The sequence below is a fragment of the Faecalicatena contorta genome (assembly GCF_022835095.1).
Classification (GTDB): domain Bacteria; phylum Bacillota; class Clostridia; order Lachnospirales; family Lachnospiraceae; genus Faecalicatena; species Faecalicatena contorta.
On record NZ_BQNQ01000001.1, the window covers coordinates 2181134 to 2203323 of the forward strand.

Annotated in this window: 20 protein-coding genes; 18 read left to right on the top strand and 2 right to left on the bottom strand. The window is 47.0% G+C overall.

Annotated features, from left to right (window positions below):
- The first annotated feature begins 5 nt into the window (after positions 1-5).
- The 4 genes from MWG26_RS09730 (at position 6) to MWG26_RS09745 (ending at position 4944) form a co-directional block, all read left to right on the top strand.
- Complete coding sequence (locus MWG26_RS09730) at positions 6-1052, top strand: aldose epimerase family protein (RefSeq protein ID WP_025657743.1); 1047 nt, start codon at positions 6-8, stop codon at positions 1050-1052.
- A 137-nt stretch (positions 1053-1189) separates the two neighbouring features.
- On the top strand, positions 1190-3259 hold the full coding sequence (locus MWG26_RS09735; RefSeq protein ID WP_025657742.1) for a DNA topoisomerase: 2070 nt from the start codon (positions 1190-1192) through the stop codon (positions 3257-3259).
- 11 nt (positions 3260-3270) lie between these two features.
- Positions 3271-4266, top strand: coding sequence for a D-2-hydroxyacid dehydrogenase (locus MWG26_RS09740; RefSeq protein ID WP_117440662.1), 996 nt, complete (start codon positions 3271-3273; stop codon positions 4264-4266).
- A 12-nt stretch (positions 4267-4278) separates the two neighbouring features.
- Positions 4279-4944, top strand: a complete 666-nt coding sequence (locus MWG26_RS09745; protein ID WP_025657741.1) for an acyltransferase — start codon at positions 4279-4281, stop codon at positions 4942-4944.
- A gap of 578 nt (positions 4945-5522) precedes the next feature.
- Here MWG26_RS09745 and MWG26_RS09750 read toward each other — a convergent pair.
- Complete coding sequence (locus tag MWG26_RS09750) at positions 5523-6830, bottom strand: IS30 family transposase (protein WP_044927431.1); 1308 nt, start codon at positions 6828-6830, stop codon at positions 5523-5525.
- Between the two features lie 268 nt (positions 6831-7098).
- Here MWG26_RS09750 and recA point away from each other — a divergent pair, with 268 nt between their 5' ends.
- The 7 genes from recA to MWG26_RS09785 all read left to right on the top strand — a co-directional run bounded on the left by recA (position 7099) and on the right by MWG26_RS09785 (position 13779).
- A complete protein-coding gene (gene recA / locus MWG26_RS09755) occupies positions 7099-8208 on the top strand; it encodes a recombinase RecA (protein WP_025657739.1) in 1110 nt (369 codons plus the stop codon).
- A 1-nt stretch (position 8209) separates the two neighbouring features.
- Positions 8210-8824 (top strand): regulatory protein RecX, encoded by a 615-nt coding sequence (locus MWG26_RS09760; protein WP_025657738.1) that lies wholly within the window; start codon positions 8210-8212, stop codon positions 8822-8824.
- Between the two features lie 92 nt (positions 8825-8916).
- On the top strand, positions 8917-10461 hold the full coding sequence (rny, locus tag MWG26_RS09765) for a ribonuclease Y (protein WP_181969558.1): 1545 nt from the start codon (positions 8917-8919) through the stop codon (positions 10459-10461).
- 370 nt (positions 10462-10831) lie between these two features.
- The gene (locus MWG26_RS09770; protein ID WP_044927429.1) at positions 10832-12028 is read left to right on the top strand and encodes a pyridoxal phosphate-dependent aminotransferase; all 1197 of its coding nucleotides are present in this window, start codon (positions 10832-10834) and stop codon (positions 12026-12028) included.
- A gap of 20 nt (positions 12029-12048) precedes the next feature.
- The gene (locus MWG26_RS09775) at positions 12049-12594 is read left to right on the top strand and encodes an NUDIX hydrolase (protein WP_025657735.1); all 546 of its coding nucleotides are present in this window, start codon (positions 12049-12051) and stop codon (positions 12592-12594) included.
- Between the two features lie 51 nt (positions 12595-12645).
- Positions 12646-13185 carry a hypothetical protein gene (locus MWG26_RS09780; RefSeq protein WP_025657734.1) on the top strand — a complete coding sequence of 180 codons (540 nt, stop codon included), beginning with the start codon at positions 12646-12648 and terminating at the stop codon, positions 13183-13185.
- A gap of 342 nt (positions 13186-13527) precedes the next feature.
- Entirely contained in the window at positions 13528-13779 is a 252-nt protein-coding gene (locus MWG26_RS09785; protein ID WP_025657733.1) for a hypothetical protein, read from the top strand.
- A gap of 209 nt (positions 13780-13988) precedes the next feature.
- On the opposite strand, the gene MWG26_RS09790 is transcribed toward MWG26_RS09785, so the two are convergent.
- Positions 13989-15302: a polysaccharide biosynthesis protein gene (locus MWG26_RS09790; RefSeq protein WP_117440661.1), complete on the bottom strand. Its 1314-nt coding sequence runs from the start codon at positions 15300-15302 to the stop codon at positions 13989-13991.
- Between the two features lie 234 nt (positions 15303-15536).
- Between MWG26_RS09790 and MWG26_RS09795 the strand changes: the two genes are divergently transcribed.
- The 7 genes from MWG26_RS09795 to MWG26_RS09825 all read left to right on the top strand — a co-directional run bounded on the left by MWG26_RS09795 (position 15537) and on the right by MWG26_RS09825 (position 22138).
- Positions 15537-15995, top strand: coding sequence for an RrF2 family transcriptional regulator (locus MWG26_RS09795; RefSeq protein ID WP_025657732.1), 459 nt, complete (start codon positions 15537-15539; stop codon positions 15993-15995).
- Between the two features lie 90 nt (positions 15996-16085).
- Positions 16086-17270 carry a cysteine desulfurase NifS gene (gene nifS / locus MWG26_RS09800; protein ID WP_025657731.1) on the top strand — a complete coding sequence of 395 codons (1185 nt, stop codon included), beginning with the start codon at positions 16086-16088 and terminating at the stop codon, positions 17268-17270.
- A 15-nt stretch (positions 17271-17285) separates the two neighbouring features.
- Positions 17286-17729, top strand: a complete 444-nt coding sequence (nifU, locus tag MWG26_RS09805) for a Fe-S cluster assembly scaffold protein NifU (protein WP_025657730.1) — start codon at positions 17286-17288, stop codon at positions 17727-17729.
- On the top strand, positions 17729-18799 hold the full coding sequence (mnmA, locus tag MWG26_RS09810; RefSeq protein WP_025657729.1) for a tRNA 2-thiouridine(34) synthase MnmA: 1071 nt from the start codon (positions 17729-17731) through the stop codon (positions 18797-18799). Before nifU ends, mnmA begins: the two co-directional genes overlap by 1 nt.
- Positions 18796-19614 carry a histidinol-phosphatase HisJ family protein gene (locus tag MWG26_RS09815; protein ID WP_025657728.1) on the top strand — a complete coding sequence of 273 codons (819 nt, stop codon included), beginning with the start codon at positions 18796-18798 and terminating at the stop codon, positions 19612-19614. The genes mnmA and MWG26_RS09815 overlap by 4 nt, the downstream gene beginning before the upstream one ends.
- A gap of 151 nt (positions 19615-19765) precedes the next feature.
- Positions 19766-20779, top strand: a complete 1014-nt coding sequence (gene gap / locus MWG26_RS09820; RefSeq protein ID WP_025657727.1) for a type I glyceraldehyde-3-phosphate dehydrogenase — start codon at positions 19766-19768, stop codon at positions 20777-20779.
- A 165-nt stretch (positions 20780-20944) separates the two neighbouring features.
- The gene (locus MWG26_RS09825) at positions 20945-22138 is read left to right on the top strand and encodes a phosphoglycerate kinase (protein ID WP_025657726.1); all 1194 of its coding nucleotides are present in this window, start codon (positions 20945-20947) and stop codon (positions 22136-22138) included.
- Positions 22139-22190 lie beyond the last annotated feature (52 nt).

Genomic DNA, 22190 nt, shown 5'->3' on the forward strand with positions numbered 1-22190 from the left:
AGAAGATGGGAACACTGACAGAAACAGAATTTGGAACAGCGGGGAATGGACAGACCGCATTTTTGTATACGTTAACAAATAAGAACGGGATGACCATATCCGTGACGGATTACGGGGCTGCACTTGTGGAACTGATCGTTTTGGACAAAGAGGACAGACCGGTGGATGTAGTACTGGGGTATGATGACGCCGCTGCATATGAGGCTGGCGGTGCATCCTTCGGTGCACCGGTTGGCAGAAATGCGAACCGCATCGGCGGGGCCTGCTTTGAACTGAACGGGATTACCTATCCGCTGGAGAAAAATGACAATAACAATAACCTGCACAGCGGAACGGCTTACTATAATAAAAGGTTCTGGGAAGTGGAGGAAAAGTCCGGGGACAGTATTACATTTGTCCTTTACAGCCCGGACGGCGACCAGGGATACCCCGGAGCGCTCGATATGCGGGTGACTTATGAACTGACCCAGGATAATACCCTGCGCATGAAATACCATGCAGTTCCGGATCGGGATACAGTCATCAATATGACCAATCACAGTTATTTCAATCTGAACGGCCATGGCAGCGGTAATGTGCTGAAGCACCGGCTGACGGTAGATGCGGATTATTTTACAAGGGCGGACGCCGAGTCTATTCCAACGGGAGAACTGACGGCTGTAGACGATACGCCGATGGATTTTAGAAAACCAAAGGAAATCGGCAGCGGGATCGATGTGGACTACGAGGCAACACGCCTTGGCCAGGGGTATGACCACAACTGGGTATTGAAAAATAATGGAAAATTTGCTAAAGTAGCGGAAGCGGCCGGTGACGTGAGCGGAATTATTATGGAGGTGTGGACAGACCTGCCTGGTATGCAGATCTATACATCCAATTTTCTGGACCAGGAACCGGGAAAGAAGCAGGCAGTGTATCCAAGGCGTGCGGCAGTCTGCTTCGAAACACAGTATTTCCCGGATGCCGTACATCATGACAACTTCGAGAGCCCGGTATGCAGGGCAGGGGAGACCTACTCCACCATGACGGCATACCATTTTACAGTAAAGTAATATATTTTGTAACAGTTCAAGCCGATCTGAACTGTTACTGTATTTTACTCCCAGGGCAGCGGCGGCAGCAGGTTTTCCTGTTCCGGTGGTTCAGCATTTGGGGAGAATATAGAGAAAAGCAGGCAGTATAAGTATTTATGGGGAAATCAGTATACATAGCGGAGAAGCCGAGTGTGGCCCAGGAATTCGCAAAGGCATTAAAATTGAATACAAGACGAAAAGACGGTTATCTGGAATCGGACGAGGCGATTGTGACATGGTGCGTCGGGCACCTGGTCACGATGAGCTATCCGGAGGAGTACGACCCTGCGCTGAAGCGCTGGAGCCTGAATACCCTTCCGTTTATTCCGAAAGAATTTAAATACGAGGTCATTCCCTCGGTGGCCAAACAGTTTCAGATTGTGAGCGGGCTTCTTACAAGAGCGGATGTAGACACGATCTATGTGTGCACCGACTCCGGAAGGGAAGGGGAATACATCTACCGCTTGGTTGAGCAGGAAGCGCATGTAGAAGGCAAAAAAAGAAAGAGGGTCTGGATCGATTCCCAGACCGAAGAAGAGATTTTGCGCGGAATCAGGGAGGCGAAGGATTTATCGGAATACGATAATCTCAGTGCCTCTGCTTATTTGAGGGCAAAGGAAGATTATCTGATGGGGATCAATTTTTCCCGTCTCCTGACGCTGAAATATGGGAACAGCATATCCAATTATCTGCGCAGCAAGTATGCGGTCATATCGGTAGGGCGCGTAATGACCTGCGTGCTGGGGATGGTTGTCCGCAGAGAGCGGGAGATCAGGGACTTTGTTAAGACACCGTTCTACCGTGTCCTGAGCACCATTGAGGCAAAAGGGCAGAATTTCGAGGGAGAGTGGCGTGCCGTCAGGGGATCCCGCTTCTTCGAATCCTTTGACCTGTACAAGGAGAATGGATTTAAGAAGAGGGAGAAGGCAGAGGAACTGGTGGATTACTTGAAGGAACCGGAACCCGTGACATGCCAGATTACAGCCATTGAGAAAAAGAAAGAGAAAAAGAATCCGCCGCTGCTCTATAATCTGGCGGAGCTTCAGAATGACTGCTCCAAACGATTCAAGATCAGTCCTGATGAAACGCTCAGGATTGTACAGGAGCTGTATGAAAAGAAGCTGGTTACTTATCCGAGAACGGACGCCAGGGTGCTGTCCGCAGCCGTGGCAAAAGAGATCAGCAGGAATCTGAACGGACTTTCCAAGTACCCGGTGGCCGCGCCTTATCTGCAGGATATCCTGGGATTTGGAAGCCACAAAGGCCTGGCAAAGACCAGGTATGTTAACGATAAGCAGATTACGGATCATTACGCGATCATACCGACGGGGCAGGGGCTGGGGGCCCTCAGCTCGGTTTCCTCGACAGCGTCGAGAGTGTATGAATGTATTGTAAGAAGATTTTTGAGTATTTTTTATCCCCCGGCGGTGTATCAGAAGGTGTCCATTACCACAAAGATCAAAGAAGAGAGTTTCTTTTCCAGTTTTAAGGTACTGGCAGAGGAAGGTTACCTGAAAGTGACGGGTGTGCCTCAGGCAAAGAAGAATGTTTCCGCACAGGGAAAGGAAAACAATGCGGAAACCGGAGAAAACAGCGGGGACGGTGACAGCGGTGAGAACAGCGGCGCTCAGGATCTGGATACCAGTTTCTTCCAGGTGATACAGAGTCTGAAGAAGGGTGCTGTCCTTCCTGTGAAGGCATTGGATATAAAAGAGGGAGAGACCTCTCCGCCGAAACGGTACAATTCCGGTTCCATTATCCTGGCGATGGAAAATGCAGGGCAGCTCATCGAAGACGAGGAACTGCGTGCGCAGATCAAAGGAAGCGGAATCGGAACCAGTGCGACACGTGCGGAGATCCTGAAAAAGCTGATCCATATCGAGTATCTGGGCCTGAATAAAAAGACTCAGATTATTACACCTACACTGCAGGGCGAAATGGTGTTTGACGTAGTGGATAATTCCATCAAGTCGCTTCTGAATCCCGAACTGACGGCCAGCTGGGAGAAGGGGCTGACTTATGTGGCAGACGGTGATATTACGCCGGATGAGTACATGAAAAAGCTGGATCACTTTATCGTCAGCAGAACCAACGGAGTAAAAGGACTGAACAACCAGTACCAGCTCCGCGGATGCTATGACCGTGCAGCCAGATTCTATAAAGAAAATAAGGGAAAAAGTAAGTAAGGAGCAGAGGCGTGTTAGAAATATTGGTTACCATTCCGGTTGAGCAGCGGCACCGGCAATACCTGGAAGATACAGCCGCCCATATTATAGGCAGCGGCGGCGCTCATTTTGTATACAGAGCGCAGAAGGACGCGGATCAGGAGATGGTCGAAAAGGCAGATATTATACTGGGAAATGTTAAGCCAGAGTATCTGAAGTATGCTGCGGGTCTTAGATTACTGCAGCTGGACAGTGCAGGGGCCGCCCTTTATACTGTTCCGGGCGTTATGCCTCCCAGTGTAAAACTGGCGAATGCCACAGGAGCCTATGGGCTGGCGATCTCTGAATATATGCTTGGAGCCTCGCTGATGCTGATAAAGAAACTGCATTTATATGAGCGCAATATGCATGCACATGTATGGAAAGATGAGGGGCAGGTGAATTCCATTGCTGACTCTGTGACCCTGGTCGTAGGCCTGGGCGATATCGGCGGGCAGTTTGCACAGAAAATGCACCTCATGGGCAGCCATGTCATAGGAATCCGCAGAAATATGGCACAAAAGCCGGATTATCTGGAAGAATTATATCAGCTGGATGCACTGGATGCGCTGCTTGGGAGGGCGGATATTGTGGCATGTACGCTTCCAGGCACCCCGCAGACAGAGGGACTGTTCTGCCGGGAGCGCCTGGAGAAAATGAAAAAAGGGGCAATTCTGCTCAATGTTGGGCGGGGAAGCCTGATTCCAACCATGGATCTGTGTGATGCCCTGCACAGCGGCAGGCTGGGAGGTGCGGCCATTGATGTGACGGAGCAGGAACCTCTGGAGCCGGATTCTCCGCTGTGGGATGCGCCGAACCTGCTGATCACCCCCCATGTGGCAGGAAAGTACCATATGCAGCAGATTTTGGAATCTGTTGTAGAAATTGCGGCATATAATTTAAAAGCAATCCTGACAGACGGTAACATAAAAAATGAAGTAGATTTTCAGACCGGCTACCGGAAGTTCACTGAGCCGGCGGAGAAGTAGGAGGAAAAGAAAATGACGGAATTAACTGTAAAAGAGCTTTATACACTGGAAGAGACAATTGCTGCCGGTATATTCGACGGTGTGACCTATCCGTGGGAAGTCCTGCCGAAAATCAGCGGCTTTATTCTGGAGCTGGGAAAGACTTTAGATGAGGAAGAGTACGAAAAGAGTGGTGAGAATATCTGGATTGCCAAATCTGCAAAGGTGGCTCCCACTGCATATATCAACGGACCGGCAATTATCGGAAAAGAAGCTGAGGTCAGGCACTGCGCATTTATCAGAGGCAATGCAATCGTAGGCGAAGGCGCGGTAGTCGGCAATTCTACAGAATTGAAAAACGTGATCCTGTTCAATAAAGTACAGGTACCACATTACAATTATGTGGGAGATTCCATACTTGGCTACAAATCACACATGGGAGCAGGTTCTATTACCTCCAATGTAAAATCTGATAAAAAACTGGTCATTGTAAAAACACCGGAAGGAAACATTGAGACGGGTATGAAGAAGTTCGGCGCCATGCTGGGTGATGAAGTCGAGGTAGGGTGCGGCAGCGTGCTGAATCCGGGAACCGTGGTTGGAAGCCACAGTAATATCTACCCTCTCTCATCTGTCAGAGGGTATGTGCCGGGGTGGAGTATCTATAAAAAACAGGGGGAAGTTGTAAAAAAGCGGTAAGTAATTTGAACGACGAATTCTAGCATGTGTACGGATGAAAGGGGGACGCCTGCCGTGGAAATAGGACAGGGGCGGTCTATGGAGGGATCCTTCATAGGCCGCCCCGTTCCGTTCCACGGCAAGCGTCCCTCTTTCATCCAGACGGCTGTGCAGATGCCCGTCTCCATCACTTTACAGGCTCGAATGCCGTACAGCGCGGTGCACGGCTCCCTGAATCGTAATAATATGGCTTCACAATGTGACTAGAAAGGGATTGTTTTATTCGCTGAGGGGTGCTAAAATTAGTTTACAAAGCTATCATTCTTAGATTTCTTTTTATAAATGCGGCGTTCGTCCAAAATATTCCATGGTCTTTAAATGAAAAAAGTAACTGCTAGTACATATTGACACTAAAAATCTTAAACATTAAAATGAGGCCAAAACCGAGCTTAAAACGGTATATAATGAATCAAAAGCTATTGTTTTGCATGATTTCTGGACATGACTAATAAGCGGCATGACAGTCGGTTTGCAAAAGTAACTGAGACCCCGCTTCGATTTATGATATGAGGCCTTTGTTTGATCCGACAGATTTGTATTTAGTGTTTAATTAGTTTTGGACTCAGAATAACCTCATCAGGTGGAATGGGTGACAGGTTAAGTGCAGATAATAGCTTTTTTTCATCTGCAGAATCCATTAAATCAAAAGGTGTTTTGCCATCCAGGTTGTCACGTATAACGCTGTTGATGTGACAACAAATAAGTCGTGTATCTTCAACATTAAGCTTATTTAGACTAGTTCCCTTTGGAATGATTCTTCTTATTAATCTGTGATTGTTTTCAACATGAGGCTTCTGCCAAGAGGCCTGAGGATCACAGAAGAATACATGAGTACGAATAAACCCTGGACGTGTGTGCTCTAAGGCATTTGGGTTCTTGAACTCAACACCATTGTCAGTGAGTATTACACCGAAAAGTCTTTTAAAGAGAGCAGTGCCAAGCAAGCTGCTTAATGTATCAAAGACCTGTATAACACTATCCTGAGTACCGTCATTCATTAGAAATATAAGCATGAAGCTGGACTTTCTAAATATCATAGTGAGAAATACTTTGCCTTTTTCACGGCTTCCTTTCACTGTGTCCATCTCAACGACAGAAAGTTCAGGATTGGCTTCGACAAAGGAATTGAAATCCTCAATAGTGCGGCCTTGTCTGTATTGGTATTCAAGTTTGGTAAGAACTCTTTTAGGACGGCGTTGTCTATAAACAACCTTCTTTGGAAGATCAATGTTTCGGACCTTAAATACGTTCTTATCTATGTAGTTATAAAGGGTTCTTTCAGAAAGACCAAGTTCATCTGCATGTGCCCTGCATATGTGATTTAGGGACTGCCCTTTAGCAATCAAGGGTTCAATAATCTCTGATATTTCGCGCAGTTCCTTAGGTGTTTTTCGAACACCGCTGTGAGCGTTCTTGATGGATTTGTGATGAGCTGCATTGGCTTTATGAGCGGAATAATAGGCTTTGTTTTTCTTGCAGCCTTTCTGCATCTTACAGTTACTGCAAACATAGGGAGGCTTATCAAGCAAATCGCATTGAAATGAATCATAGTTGTCACAAATTGATGTGCAGATAATACCTACTGGACAACGCTTACACCGTGAGGCAAAGCAACCATGAACACCCATTTCAGGACAAAGGGTATTGCGTTGGCAACTAGGACGATTAATACAATCGTTTTCCCCCATAAGTGGAATTCTGCTTGTAAAGCAGCGATAGTGCAAAACTTCACGAGCTATGGTGGAAGCGGACCTATCCAGGTTTCTTCCAATAGAAGCAAATGAATAATCTTTGTGGATCATTTGCTCAATAACAATACGTTCAGGTAAGGATAATTGTTTAGCCATAATAACTCCTTCCTGATCAAACAAAGGCACCTTAATTATAAGCCTTTGCAAAAGTAGTTGCTAGTTTGCAATCGTAGTTGCAAGCAAAATCAAGCGTTTAAAAATGCAATTAAAGGAGGAAAAGTATAAAAGAAAAGTCCTGTTTATAGGACATGTAAAATTGTATAATAGGGTTATGAAATTGTTGTTGACATTTTACAACAAGTATAATAGTATATTATTAGAAAACGAACAATTGTTCGAAAATTGAGAAGGAGAGTACCGACATATGGCTAATGGAAATGAAGATAAGAAAAAAGCGCTGGAAGCGGCGATTGCGAAGTTAGAGAAAGATTTTGGAAAAGGGACGGTTATGAAGCTCGGTGAACCGGGAGCCCATGTTGCGGTGGAGACGGTGCCGACGGGCTGCCTGAGCCTGGATCTGGCGCTGGGACTGGGCGGTGTGCCAAAGGGGCGTGTGATAGAAGTCTATGGACCGGAGTCCAGTGGTAAGACGACCGTTGCATTACATATGATTGCAGAAGTACAGAACAGGGGAGGGATTGCCGGGTTTATTGATGCGGAACATGCACTGGATCCTGTATACGCGAAGAGTATTGGCGTTGATATTGATGAACTTTATATATCTCAGCCGGACAGCGGGGATCAGGCGCTTGAGATTGCGGAGACAATGGTACGTTCGGGGGCGATTGATATTATTGTTATTGACTCTGTGGCGGCTCTGGTGCCGAGACAGGAGATCGAAGGGGATATGGGTGACAGCCACGTGGGATTACAGGCGAGGCTGATGTCACAGGCCCTGAGAAAGCTGACTCCCGTTATCAGTAAGTCTAACTGTGTTGTTATTTTCATCAACCAGCTGCGTGAGAAGGTAGGCGTGATGTTTGGAAATCCTGAGACAACAACGGGCGGACGTGCCCTGAAGTTCTACGCATCTGTCAGGATGGATGTCAGAAGGATCGAGACTCTGAAGCAGAGCGGCGAGATGGTCGGGAACCGTACGAGGGTCAAGATTGTCAAGAATAAGATCGCGCCTCCGTTTAAAGAGGCCGAATTTGATATCATGTTTGGAAAAGGGATCTCTAAGGAGGGGGATATTCTGGATCTGGCAGCAGGGATTGGCGTGGTGAAGAAGAGCGGCGCATGGTATGCGTATGAAGGCGAGAAGATCGGACAGGGAAGAGAGAACGCTAAAGCATACCTCACGGAGCACCCGGAAGTGATGGAAGAGCTGGACCGCAAAGTGCGTGCCCACTATAAGCTGAACGGTGAAGGAGAGGAAGAAGCAGCGGAGGAACTGAAGCTGACAAAGAAGGCAAAGGACTCAAAAGCGCCCGAACCGGGAAAAACGGAAGTGAAAGCACCGGGGGAAGCATAGGATGACAGTTACAAAGCTGGACGCTGTAACGAAAACAAAGTCTAAAGTCTTTCTGGACGGCCAGTTCGCCTTTGTCTTATACAAGGGCGAACTGGCCCGTTATGGTATCAAAGAAGGAGCACAGATCGAGGAAGAGAATTACAGGGAGGTTCTGGAAAAAGTTGTTATAAAGCGTGCCAAGTTAAGAGCTATGCATCTTCTGGAGGATATGGATCGCACCGAGTCCGGGCTCAGGGATAAGCTGAAACAGGGGTTATACCCGGAGGAAGCCATAGACGCCGCCTTGTCCTACGTGAAATCATTTGGGTATATTGATGATGAGCGGTATGCAAGACAATTTATAGAGAGCAGGAAGGCGTCCAAAAGCAGGCGCGAGATTTATGCCCTGCTGTGCGGCAGGGGTGTGGCGCCTGAAAAAATTGAACTGGCATTCGAGGAATGCTTTGAATCCGATAATGAAAAGGATGCAATCCGGCAGATTATCAGGAAGAAAAGGGTGATTCCGGCGGAGGCGACAGAGGAAGAAATGCGTAAATTATATGGCTATTTATCGCGAAAAGGGTTCCGTTATGACGACATCCGTCAAGTGATACAAAATAATGATGAGAATGCTTGACATAGTTGTGAAAACAGTATAAAATTTAACTGTTGTATTTTAAGCAAGAATGTACAATGAAAATTGAACAAGGAGGTGCTCCTGTGCCAACAATGATAAGTATTGTTATTGCTGTAGCCCTCGCGTTGATAGTTGGTATTATTACTCACTTTGTAACGATATCCAATCTCAGGAAGAATGCAGATTCCAAGATTGGCAATGCCGAAGCAAAGGCAAGAGAAATAATTGATGATGCCGTAAAGACTGCTGAGACAACGAAAAAAGAAGCTCTTTTAGAGGTGAAGGAAGAGTCGATCAAGACGAAGAATGACCTTGAAAAAGAGACAAAGGAAAGAAGAGCCGAATTGCAGCGTTATGAGAAAAGGGTGCTTGCAAAAGAAGAGGCCGTTGATAAACGGTCAGAGGCGATCGAACAGCGTGAAGTCAAATTTACAGCAAAAGAAGAGCAACTGAAGCAGCGTGAAGCAAAAGTAGAAGAACTTAGTCAGAAAAGAGTACAGGAACTAGAAAGAATCTCAGGACTTACCTCCGAACAAGCAAAAGAATATCTGTTGAAAACTGTTGAAGAAGATGTGAAGCATGACACAGCCAAGATGGTAAGAGAGCTGGAGACACAGGCAAAGGAAAATGCGGACAAGAAGGCCAAAGAGTACGTTGTCAATGCAATCCAGAGATGTGCGGCTGACCATGTGGCTGAGACTACAATTTCCGTAGTGCAGCTCCCAAGTGATGAGATGAAGGGAAGAATCATCGGCCGTGAGGGAAGGAATATCAGAACCCTCGAGACACTGACGGGTGTCGAGCTGATTATTGATGATACGCCGGAAGCGGTTGTATTGTCAGGTTTTGACCCGATCAGAAGGGAAGTAGCAAGAATTGCCCTTGAGAGATTGATTGTGGATGGACGTATCCATCCTGCCAGAATCGAGGAGATGGTAGAAAAGGCACAAAAAGAAGTGGACACGATGATCCGGGAAGAAGGAGAGGCAGCGTCTCTGGAAGTTGGCGTGCCGGGAATCCATCCGGAATTGATTCGTCTGCTCGGACGAATGAAGTTCAGAACCAGTTATGGCCAGAATGCGCTTAAGCATTCTATAGAGGTTGCCCAGCTGTCAGGACTTCTGGCCGGTGAGATCGGCCTGGACGTCAGGATGGCGAAACGTGCCGGACTCCTGCATGATATCGGCAAATCAATTGACCACGACGTGGAAGGTTCACATATTCAGATTGGCGCAGATCTTTGCAGGAAGTACAAAGAGTCTCCGACGGTAATCAATGCAGTGGAATCACATCATGGTGATGTAGAGCCTCAGACATTGATTGCATGCGTAGTTCAGGCGGCTGACACAATTTCTGCAGCAAGACCAGGTGCAAGAAGAGAAACAATTGAAACATACACAAACAGATTGAAACAATTAGAAGAAATATCAAACCAGTTTAAAGGTGTTGAAAAGTCTTTTGCTATTCAAGCAGGTAGAGAGATTCGAGTTATGGTAGTTCCGGACCAGGTATCTGATGATGACATGGTACTTATGGCCAGAGAAATTGCAAAACAGATTGAATTTGAGTTGGAATATCCAGGCCAGATTAAAGTAAATGTAATTCGCGAATCGCGCGTTACGGATTATGCGAAATAATTTATATCAGATCAAGTTTAGCCCTTGTCGTAAGACGAGGGCTTTTTTTATGATATAGGAAATTCCTTTGGAATTTCCTATATCATAAAAACTCTACGGGAGGATGCACACGCCGCTTCGCGCTTCCAGGCGGGAGAGTAGAGCTGGAGGAGTTAGACATGCGTGAATGGGATTGAAGATAGAAATGAAGGGATATTGGAGGAAAATTGCAAAAATAAGAATAAATTTGCGCAAAATGATGCGAAAATAATGGATTAGGAATTATGCGGAAATATAACTTGCAAATATTGGCAGCGTATATTATAATTAATAACCATAATGTGTTATTTATATTTTATATGTAGAATGTATGGAATTGGAGGATGTTAATATGTCACTTAGTTTATCAAGAAAGGCTGCGAGCGTGAAGCCTTCATCTACTTTGGCTATTACTGCGAAGGCAAAGGCTTTAAAGGCGGAGGGGATTGATATCGTTGGATTTGGAGCCGGCGAGCCGGATTATAATACTCCGGATAATATTAATGAGGCCGCTATCAGAGCTATTAAGGAAGGGTTTACGAAGTATACTCCCGCATCAGGGACTGTGGAACTGAAAAAGGCGGTTAGTGATAAGTTCAGAGAGTTTAATGGTCTTAACTACGAGCCAAATCAGATCGTGATCAGCAACGGGGGCAAGCATTCTCTGACAAATATTTTTGAAGTGCTTCTAAATCCGGGAGATGAAGTGATTATTCCTGCACCGTACTGGCTTACTTATCCTGAGATTGTGAAACTGGCGGATGGAGTTCCTGTATTTTTGTATGGCTCCAAGGATAATGGATATAAAGTGACTGCAAAGCAGATTCGTGAAGCTGTGACTGATAAGACAAAAGCTTTTATTTTAAATACTCCAAGCAACCCGACGGGCATGGTGTACTCAGAGGAAGAACTTCGCGCAATCGCTGAGATTGCTGTTGCAAAGGATTTTTATGTTGTAGCGGATGAGATGTATGAGTATCTTATTTATGATGGGAAGAAGCATGTGAGCATTGCTTCCCTTGGTGAAGAGATTTATAAAAGAACCATCACCTGCAGCGGAGTTTCCAAGAGCTATGCAATGACAGGCTGGAGAATCGGATATACGGGATCCAGCACAGAAATCGCAAAGATGATGGGCAGCGTGCAGTCCCATCAAACATCCAACCCGAACTCTATCGCACAGAAAGCCGCATTGGAGGCACTGACAGGGGATCAGTCGGCGCTCGAGGAGATGAGGGTTGAATTTGATAAGAGAAGAAAATACATGTATGAGAGGATTTCGGCAATGCCGCTTCTGGATCTGTTGGAGCCGGAGGGAGCATTTTATGTGTTCGTAGATTTTACCAATGTCCTCGAAAAATCTTACAAGGGTCAAAAGATCGGTACTGCGGCAAGAGCGGCGGAGATTCTGATAGAAGATTACCAGGTGGCGGTTGTCCCCTGCGCTGATTTTGGGTTTGACAATTTTGTACGTTTGTCTTATGCTATTTCTTTAGAAGCCATTGAAAAAGGGCTCGACAGAATAGAAAAGTTTGTGTCCTCACTGTAGGAACTAAAAAGGAGCATTTTATGAGCGGACAAATTAAAAGATTAAACCGGGAACTGAAGTTTAAAGGCAATATTATTGACTTTTACCAGGACACCATGGAGATTGACGGCGATCATACCGTGACCTGGGATTTTATCAAACACAAGGGTGCGGCTGCGGTTGTGCCGGTCACCGATGACGGCAGAATCCTGATGGTGAAGCAGTACCGCAATGCGCTGGAACGTGATACACTGGAAATCCCTGCCGGAGCTCTGGACAAAGAAGATGAGCCTGGGATTGTATGTGCAGGAAGAGAACTGGAGGAGGAAACAGGCTATCGGAGCGAGGATCTGGACTGGCTGATTACACTCCGCACAACAGTGGCGTTCTGCAATGAGAGAATCGAAGTCTACGTAGCCCGGAATCTGATCCCGTCAAAGCAGCATCTGGACGAGGATGAATTTATTGATTTGAAAGCTTATACAATAGAAGAATTAAAGGAAAAGATTTTTGCTGGTGAGATACAAGATGCGAAGACTGTCTCCGCACTGCTTGCCTATGATTCGAAATACGGAAAAAGAGAATAAAAAAGAAACCCCGGCATATAATGAAATATCTTAGCAATAGGAGGAACGCCTGTGAAGATACTTCATACGAGGAAGCAGCTGTTTGCTTTCTTCATGCCGGGTTTTTTATTGGGGATACTGTATGTGAATCTGATTATGAAGCAATATACAGCAGAGCCCGGAATATTCAGCGACTATTTTTTAAAACAGTATCAGTCAGTCTCCATTGTGGCCGAGGAATACATATGGTATCTGATCAAGATCCGGGCCGTTCCGTTTCTTATCCTGCTGGGATTGGCATTCACAAAAATGCGGAAAGCGGCCTCCATAGCATTTCTGGTATGGACGGGCTTTTCAAGCGGCATGCTCCTGTCAATGGCGGTTCTGAGCATGGGAATCAAGGGAAGTATCCTCTGCATCGTAGGAATCCTCCCCCAGTTCCTTCTCTATGTTCCAGCATACATGGTCATCATCTGGTACAGTTATACATATCCCCAAAACAAATGGAATACACAGAAAAGTATCTTTCTGGGACTCACCATGCTAGTGGGGATTATACTGGAAGCATATGTAAATCCTATACTTATGCAGGGGTATCTTGGGACACTTTAGTGGGGGAGGGGTGCCCCGTGAACCGGACATAGGGGCAGCTGGAAACGGGTTATGGCTGCAAGCTGGAGTAGAGCAAAAAGGAAGGACAACAGAGGCAACCTGGCCACATCACCCGAAGCCTGATGGCTTCGCGCGCTGGGGCCAGGAATTTTTGTGATTCGGAATCACAAAAATTACCTCTGTTGTCCTTCCTTTTTGCTCAACTCCAGCTTGCAGCCATAAGACGCTTCCAGCTGCCCCTATGTCCGGTTCACGGGGCTTGTCTCATCCAATGGGAAGTGCCCCATGCCTCGGGAGGGCAGCGCTGACGGGGCCGGTGGATCTGGACTGGCGGCGCGGTAAATGTTGGAAAGTAAAGATGCGGCCCTATATTTGCTTGCCTATGAATGCATCCCACGCAAACCCAATCCCATACGCTGTCCCCGTAAGAAAGCCCCGCTGGAAGCGATGCTTACCTCCGATTTGATGAAGCCAAGCCTGCCTGAGATGGGGAACGGATGCCTCGGGAAAAAAAGGAGCGGGGGCTGGGAGTATAGAGCGCATGGTTTAGAAGTCCTTACGCAAAAGGAACCGCCCATGAGGGATGAAAAGTGATTTACCAAATCACTTTTCAGTACAACCTAAGACGGGAAAGCATCAGGCTTTCCCGTTGCATGTTGTACGTGCCCTCATGGGCGGTTTCTTTTGCGTTAGGACTTCTCCATAAGCGGGTTACTCCCAGCCCCCGCTCCTTTTTTTCCCGAGGCATCCGTTCCCCATCTCAGGCAGGCGTCCCCCCATCCGCTCCCCTCGTCCCTCGCTCCCTATATTTCTTTTTTGAGTACGATTCCGGCACAGATACTTACGATCAGCTGGCTCGCCAGCATTCCCCAGAGGTATCCCTGGATTCCGAACAGGGGGATGGCTGCGAATACGCTGCCGATCCGGATGAGCAGTCCGAGGGAGTTGATGAGGAAGGTATAAGCCGTTTTGCCCAGACCGTTGATGACGCTTAACAGGGCGGAGTTTGTGTATAAAAACGGGCACATCCAGGCCAGAGTGATGATGAATTTGCCGGCAGTGGAACTTCCGAACAGGACAGTGCCCATCCAATTACCAAGGACTAGGAAAATGAAGCAGCAGCTCAGGCCCAGGATGAAACAGGATCCGGCCACCTTTTTTATAATGTTGACCATATCATCCCGGTTGTCTGTAGTCTGTATCTCTGCAACCGTGGGCATGAGCATGATGGAGATCGAACTGGTGATGGCGGATGGGAAAAGGATACAGGGCAGGGCCATACCGGTCAGGACTCCGTAAATGCTGAGCGCTTCACTGGTCGAATGGTTGTATAGCTGCAGCCGTGCAGGGATCGAGATGGCCTCGATACTCTGCAAAAGGTTGATCAGTACCCGGTTGGCGGTCAGGGGCAGTGACAGGGGCATCAATTCTCTGAAACGATGGACAAAATCTGTATATGTAATATTCAGGTGTGACAGTACATGACTGCTGCGCGTAAGGGACTTGGCTGCGTACAGAGCTGATAGCATTTCGCCGATGACGAGGCCGAGGACAGCGATCGTGATTGTGACGTCGTCTCCTTTTTTCATCAGAATTAAGTAGAAAACATAAACAGAAATAATTCTGGTTACCTGTTCTACTACCTGGGAAAGAGCCGGGATTTTTGTTTCCTTCATGCCATAGCAGTATCCGCAGATGCAGCTGTGGATGGCCGCAAACGGCAGTGCGTAGGAGAGCGGAATCAGCAGGGGTTCACAGCGGGCGTCTCCTAGTAATTTTTCGGCTATGTAGGCTGCATTTCCCTGCAGGATTAAGACACAGGCACAGGACAGCAGCACGGATAGGACGAGACCGAGCATGAGGATCTGCCGGGCTTCTTTTTTTCGGCCAAGGGAGACCTTCTGGGCGACCGTCCTGGATATGGCGGTTTCCAATCCTGCGGCGGTGAGTGCAAAACAGAGTGAATAGACCGGGAAAATAAGCTGGTACAGGCCGACGCCTTCTTCACCGAATGTATGGCTCAGAAAAATCCGATAGAAGAATCCCATAAACCGGCACAGAAATCCGGTTGCGGTAAGAATAAAGGTTCCGCGTATGATGGTTTGTTTTCTGGACAAGGGTATCTCCTAAAAAAACATATTTTTACAACATATTCCTGTTTCTGTCTTGACAGAACTGAAAACGAGTGGTATTCTACAAAAGAAGAAATCCTAGTAAATTACTAGGGAATGAAAAGATAGGAATTAAAGTACTAGGGATTAAAACACTAGGAATTATTTTAGGTCTCTGTGGAATGCTAAACCAGGACAGAACCGGGTTGGCGGAGTATGAATCAGTAAGAAGGTGATGATTTGAAATTATCTACAAAAGGAAGATATGGTCTGCGTGCGCTGATTGACCTTGCACAGTACAGCGAGAATGAGCCGGTTTCCATTACAAACATTTCGGACAGGCAGGGAATATCCGAGCGGTATCTGGAGCAGCTGATGTCTATGCTGAAAAAAGCGGGACTGGTCAAAAGTATCCGGGGCGCCGGCGGCGGCTATGTGTTGGCAAAGGATTTGGAAGAGATATCTGTGGGTGATGTGCTGCGGGCCCTCGAAGGCAGTTTGGAGCCGGTAGAGTGTTCGGGACTGCATCCCGAGGAGGGCTGCAAAGCAGCGGACAGCTGCGTCACTAAATATGTATGGCAGCGCATCAACGAGAGTATCAATCAGACGGTTGATGAGATAAAGCTCGCCCAGCTGGTCGAGGAAAGCAAGAAGATGGGATGCCAGGATATACATGGACAGACCGGATGTAAGAATTAAGGGCGTTTATGATCCTGCGTAAATATAAAAGGATGACTGCAGACAAAAACCGGATCAGCCGGCTGATACTTATAAGGAGGATGTATAAAAATGAATAAACTGATTTATTTGGATAATGCTGCAACCACAAAGACAGCACCAGAGGTAGTGGAGGCTATGCTTCCTTATTTTACGGAATATTACGGCAACCCGTCCAGCGTTTATGGATTTGCAGCTGCCAATAAGGATGTGATTACAAGACAGAGAGAGATCATCGCAGAGGCGATCGGTGCAAAAGGGAATGAGATCTATTTTACCGCAGGCGGTTCGGAAGCGGATAACTGGGCGCTGAAAGCAACTGCGGAGGCTTATGCAGCAAAGGGCAGACATATTATCACAACGAAGATCGAACACCACGCCATACTCCACACGGCGGATTTCCTGAAGAAAAACGGATTTGATGTAACATACCTGGATGTAGACGAGGACGGCACCGTGAAATTGGATGAGCTGAAAGCTGCGATTCGACCGGATACCATATTGATATCTGTGATGTTTGCGAATAATGAGATCGGTACAATTCAGCCCATCCGCGAGATTGGTGAGATTGCGCATGAGCACGGGATCCTGTTCCATACGGATGCGGTGCAGGCTTTCTGCCAGGTGCCGATCGATGTGGATGCCTGTCATATTGATATGCTCAGTGCCAGCGCCCATAAGCTGAACGGGCCGAAGGGCATTGGCTTCTTATATATTAGAAAAGGCGTGAAGATCCGTTCCTTCATTCATGGCGGCGCGCAGGAGAGAAAGCGCCGTGCGGGCACGGAAAATGTGCCGGGCATTGTCGGTTTTGGCAAGGCGGTGGAGCGTGCGGCAGGTTCACTCAAAGAACGCACTGCAATAGAAAACGAGCTCAGAGACTATTTGATCGGAAGGATTGAGAAGGAGATACCTTACTGTAGGCTGAACGGCCACAGACAAAACAGGCTTCCGAATAATGTGAATTTTAGTTTTCAGTTTGTGGAAGGGGAATCTCTTTTGATCAAACTGGATATGAACGGGATCTGTGCATCCAGTGGTTCAGCCTGCACCTCAGGTTCTCTGGATCCGTCCCATGTGCTGCTTGCAATCGGGCTTCCCCATGAGATAGCACACGGCTCCCTGCGCATGACGCTGAGTGAGGAGACGACGAAAGAAGAGCTGGATTTTGTGGTAGAAAAGCTGAAAACTATCGTAGGGGAATTGCGGAATATGTCACCTTTATATGAGGATTTTATAAAAAAACAAACCAGATAACAGGAGGAAGAATATATGTATTCAGAAAAGGTAATGGATCACTTTGAACATCCAAGAAATGTAGGAGAAATAGAGGGTGCAAGCGGAGTCGGCACCGTGGGAAATGCAAAATGCGGAGACATCATGCGCATTTACCTGGATATTGATGAAAATCAGATTATCCGTGACGTCAAGTTTAAGACATTTGGCTGTGGTGCAGCAGTGGCGACAAGCAGTATGGCAACAGAACTGGTGAAGGGGAAGAATATCCAGGAAGCAATGCAGATTACGAACAAGGCGGTTATGGAAGCCCTGGACGGACTTCCGCCGGTGAAGGTGCACTGCTCCCTGCTGGCAGAGGAGGCAATTCATGCCGCGCTCTGGGATTATGCCGTGAAGAACGATATTAAGATAGAAGGGCTGGAAAAGCCGAAGTCAGATATCCATGAGGGTGAGGAAGAAGAGGAAGAGGAGTATTAATGAGCAAAGTAGTAGTCGGAATGTCCGGAGGAGTTGACTCCTCGGTAGCGGCCTATCTTCTGAAGGAACAGGGATATGACGTCATTGGTGTGACGATGCAGATCTGGCAGGATGAGGAACGGGCGGTTCAGGAGGAAAACGGAGGATGCTGCGGCCTGAGCGCTGTGGACGATGCCAGGAGGGTGGCTGCGGATCTGGGGATTCCATATTATGTGATGAATTTTAAGCAGGAATTCAAAGAACATGTGATTGATTATTTTGTGGATGAATACCGTAACGGCAGGACACCCAACCCCTGCATCGCCTGTAACCGGTACGTGAAGTGGGAGGCTTTGCTGCACAGGAGCCTGGCAATCGGGGCTGAGTACATTGCTACCGGCCATTATGCCAGGGTAGTGAAGCTGGACAATGGACGTTTTACACTGATGCGTTCTGCGGCTCTTGCAAAGGATCAGACCTATGCACTTTATAATCTGACCCAGGAACAGCTGAAACACACGCTGATGCCAGTGGGAGAATACGCAAAGGACGAGGTGCGCCGGATTGCCGAAAAAATTGGCCTTATGGTTGCAAACAAGCCGGACAGCCAGGACATCTGTTTTGTGCCGGGCGGTGATTATGCATCTTATATAGAAGAAACAGCGGGAATCAGGGTTCCGGAGGGGAATTTTGTGAGCAGTGACGGCCATGTGCTGGGACGGCACAAAGGCATTACCCACTATACGGTTGGACAACGGAAAGGCCTGGGGCTTGCCCTGGGATATCCTGCCTTTGTGCTGGAGATCCGTCCGGAGACCAATGAAGTGGTGATCGGTACAAACGAAGAGTCCTTGGCCCATACGCTTCGGGCAGGAACGCTGAACTTTATGTCTGTAGAAGATTTGACGGAACCTTTACGAGTTTTTACCAAAATACGCTATAACCATAAGGGGGCATGGTGTATAATAGAGAAAACGGGAGGCGATGAGGTGCTCTGCACTTTCGAGGAGCCGCAGCGGGCGGTGACTCCCGGACAGGCTGTTGTATTTTACGACGGTGAATACGTACTCGGCGGAGGGACCATTTTATGATAACCAGTGATTTTCACATGCATACTAACTTTTCGATTGACAGCGATATTTCCCCCAGGGACATGATAGAGGGCGCCCTGGCAAAGGGATTGACGACAATCTGTATAACGGACCACAACGACAAAGACTATCCGGTTCACGAGGATATTGGAATGGAAGGTTCCCTTTTCGATTTAGACAGATATTTTCAGGAACTGGGGGCGCTCAGGGAAGAATATGCGGATAGGATTGATGTGCGCATCGGGATTGAAATTGGGCTGCAGCCTCATCTGGGGGAATACTATAAAGAATTAGTCAGTCAATATCCCTTTGATTTTGTGATCGGTTCTGTCCATGTGGTAAACGGGGAAGATCCGTATTATCAGAAAATGTTTGAAACAAGGACGGATGAAGACGCATATAGAGAGACATTTGAGGTAACACTGGAAGATATAGAGTCCGTGCAGGACTTTGATGTGCTGGGACATATTGATTATGTTGTGCGTTATGGAAAAAAACAGGCGCAGGAGTACAGTTACCGGAAGTATGCGGATATCCTGGACGAGATTCTGAAAAAAGTGATTTCCATGGGAAAGGGCATTGAGATGAATATGGCCGGATTCAAGTACGGTCTCGGCTTCTGCCATCCGCATCCGGATGTGATCAGGCGCTACAGGGAACTGGGAGGAGAGGTGATCACAATCGGTGCCGACGGGCACCGGCCGGAACACATTGCCTACGATTTTCAGAAGGCAGGGGACATCCTGAAGGGCTGCGGCTTTAAATACTACACAGAATTTAAGTCCAGAATGCCGATTTTTCAACAACTTCCATAAAAATATATTTAGCACTTGAATTTTTGTTCTTGATTTAGTACAATAAACCGTAGTTGATGAATCTTTAACAAACTTGAGGTTTGCTGAAGGTTTCACAATAAAATAACTGTGTAACAGTTAACAACTTTCAAAACTTTAGGAGGAATTAATCATGGCAGTAAAAGTAGCGATTAATGGATTTGGACGTATTGGACGTCTCGCATTCAGACAGATGTTCGGAACAGAAGGGTATGAAGTAGTTGCAATCAACGACTTAACATCTCCGAAAATGTTGGCTCACTTATTAAAATATGATTCAACACAGGGAAAATATGCACTTGCTGACAAAGTAACAGCTGGTGAGGACTCCATCACAGTAGACGGAAAAGAAATCAAAATCTATGCAAAAGCTAACGCTGAAGAACTTCCATGGGGAGAGATTGGTGTAGACGTAGTTCTGGAGTGTACAGGCTTCTATACATCAAAAGCAAAAGCAGAGGCTCACATCAAAGCAGGCGCTAAGAAAGTAGTCATCTCTGCTCCGGCTGGAAATGACCTTCCTACAATCGTATATAATGTTAACCACGAGGAGCTGACAAAAGAGGACAACATCATCTCAGCAGCTTCCTGTACAACAAACTGTCTGGCACCGATGGCAAAAGCACTGAACGATCTAGCTGAGATCAAGACAGGTATCATGTGCACAATCCATGCTTACACAGGCGACCAGATGACACTTGACGGACCGCAGAGAAAAGGCGATCTGAGAAGATCACGTGCAGCTGCAGTGAATATCGTTCCTAACAGCACAGGTGCAGCTAAGGCAATCGGCCTGGTTATCCCGGCACTGAACGGCAAGCTGATCGGAGCTGCTCAGCGTGTTCCTACCCCGACAGGATCCACAACAATCCTGACAGCAGTAGTTGAAGGAACAGTAACAGTAGATCAGATCAACGAAGCTATGAAAGCTGCTTCCAACGAGTCTTTCGGATACAACACAGATGAGATCGTATCCAGCGACATCGTAGGAATGAACTATGGTTCTTTATTTGATGCTACTCAGACAATGGTACTGCCTTTGGACAACGGAACAACACAGGTACAGGTTGTATCCTGGTATGACAATGAGAATTCTTACACAAGCCAGATGGTAAGAACAATCAAATACTTTGGAACATTACTGTAAGTCGGTATTTCGGAAAATATAATCGGCAGATTAATTTCTAAAAAATAGACTCACCAAAGGGTCCGGTCTTATATAGGGCCGGATCCTTTTTTTATGAAATATAAGGGATAGGATAGTGTGACTGCTCTATCCCTAGAAGGTAATTATTAAACAGGAGGCAATAAGATGCTCAACAAAAAATCAGTAGACGATATTAATGTTAAGGGTAAAAAAGTTCTTGTAAGATGCGATTTTAATGTACCATTGATCGACGGAAAGATCACAGACGAGAACCGTCTTGTGGCTGCACTGCCGACGATCAAAAAGCTGGTGGCAGACGGCGGTAAAGTGATCCTTTGCTCCCACCTGGGCAAGCCGAAGGGACAGCCGCTTCCGGAATTATCACTTGCACCGGTCGCTGTCAGATTATCCGAACTGCTCGGACAGGAAGTAAAATTTGCAGCAGATCCTGAGGTTGTAGGATCAAATGCAAAGGCAGCAGTAGAAGCAATGAATGATGGAGACATCGTCCTTCTCGAGAATACGCGCTACAGAGCAGAAGAGACAAAGAACGGCGAGGCCTTCAGCAAAGATCTGGCATCTCTTTGTGATGTTTTTGTAAACGATGCATTCGGAACAGCACATAGGGCACACTGTTCAAACGTTGGTGTTACACAGTTTGTAGAGACCGCAGTAGTAGGATACTTAATGCAGAAAGAAATAGATTTCCTGGGCAATGCAGTAGAGAATCCGGCGAGACCTTTTGTTGCAATTCTTGGAGGAGCTAAGGTTTCCAGTAAGATTTCAGTTATCGAGAACCTTTTGGACAAGGTTGACACCCTGATCATCGGGGGCGGAATGTCTTATACATTCAGCAAGGCTCAGGGCGGAAGCGTCGGCAAATCTCTTCTGGAAGAAGATTACTGCCAGTACGCGCTGGACATGATCAAAAAAGCAGAAGAAAAGGGCGTGAAGCTTCTTCTGCCGGTTGACAACGTGATTGCAGATGATTTCTCCAATGATGCAAATACGAAAGTGGTAGGACGCGGGGAGATCCCGGATGGCTGGGAAGGACTGGATATCGGACCTGAGACTGCTAAATTATATGCAGACGAAGTGAAGAGTGCAAAGACTGTTGTCTGGAACGGACCAATGGGATGCTTCGAGATGCCGAACTTTGCGGCAGGAACAGAGGCAGTGGCAAAAGCTCTTTCAGAGACAGATGCAGTGACAATCATCGGCGGTGGTGATTCCGCAGCTGCAGTTAACCAGCTGGGATACGGCGACAAGATGACACACATCTCTACAGGCGGCGGGGCTTCCCTGGAATTCCTTGAAGGAAAAGAACTTCCGGGCGTAGCGGCAGCAAACGATAAATAAAGAATTGTTGTAACAGTTCAGACAGGCCTGAATTATTACAGATTGTTAACTA

Coding starts and splice junctions, on each gene's coding strand:
- MWG26_RS09730 (WP_025657743.1), top strand. CDS start 6: ATGGGAACACTGACAGAAACAGAATTTGGAACAGCGGGGAATGGACAG.
- MWG26_RS09735 (WP_025657742.1), top strand. CDS start 1,190: ATGGGGAAATCAGTATACATAGCGGAGAAGCCGAGTGTGGCCCAGGAA.
- MWG26_RS09745 (WP_025657741.1), top strand. CDS start 4,279: ATGACGGAATTAACTGTAAAAGAGCTTTATACACTGGAAGAGACAATT.
- MWG26_RS09750 (WP_044927431.1), bottom strand. CDS start 6,830: ATGGCTAAACAATTATCCTTACCTGAACGTATTGTTATTGAGCAAATG.
- recA (WP_025657739.1), top strand. CDS start 7,099: ATGGCTAATGGAAATGAAGATAAGAAAAAAGCGCTGGAAGCGGCGATT.
- MWG26_RS09760 (WP_025657738.1), top strand. CDS start 8,210: ATGACAGTTACAAAGCTGGACGCTGTAACGAAAACAAAGTCTAAAGTC.
- rny (WP_181969558.1), top strand. CDS start 8,917: ATGATAAGTATTGTTATTGCTGTAGCCCTCGCGTTGATAGTTGGTATT.
- MWG26_RS09770 (WP_044927429.1), top strand. CDS start 10,832: ATGTCACTTAGTTTATCAAGAAAGGCTGCGAGCGTGAAGCCTTCATCT.
- MWG26_RS09775 (WP_025657735.1), top strand. CDS start 12,049: ATGAGCGGACAAATTAAAAGATTAAACCGGGAACTGAAGTTTAAAGGC.
- MWG26_RS09785 (WP_025657733.1), top strand. CDS start 13,528: ATGTTGGAAAGTAAAGATGCGGCCCTATATTTGCTTGCCTATGAATGC.
- nifS (WP_025657731.1), top strand. CDS start 16,086: ATGAATAAACTGATTTATTTGGATAATGCTGCAACCACAAAGACAGCA.
- nifU (WP_025657730.1), top strand. CDS start 17,286: ATGTATTCAGAAAAGGTAATGGATCACTTTGAACATCCAAGAAATGTA.
- mnmA (WP_025657729.1), top strand. CDS start 17,729: ATGAGCAAAGTAGTAGTCGGAATGTCCGGAGGAGTTGACTCCTCGGTA.
- MWG26_RS09815 (WP_025657728.1), top strand. CDS start 18,796: ATGATAACCAGTGATTTTCACATGCATACTAACTTTTCGATTGACAGC.
- gap (WP_025657727.1), top strand. CDS start 19,766: ATGGCAGTAAAAGTAGCGATTAATGGATTTGGACGTATTGGACGTCTC.
- MWG26_RS09825 (WP_025657726.1), top strand. CDS start 20,945: ATGCTCAACAAAAAATCAGTAGACGATATTAATGTTAAGGGTAAAAAA.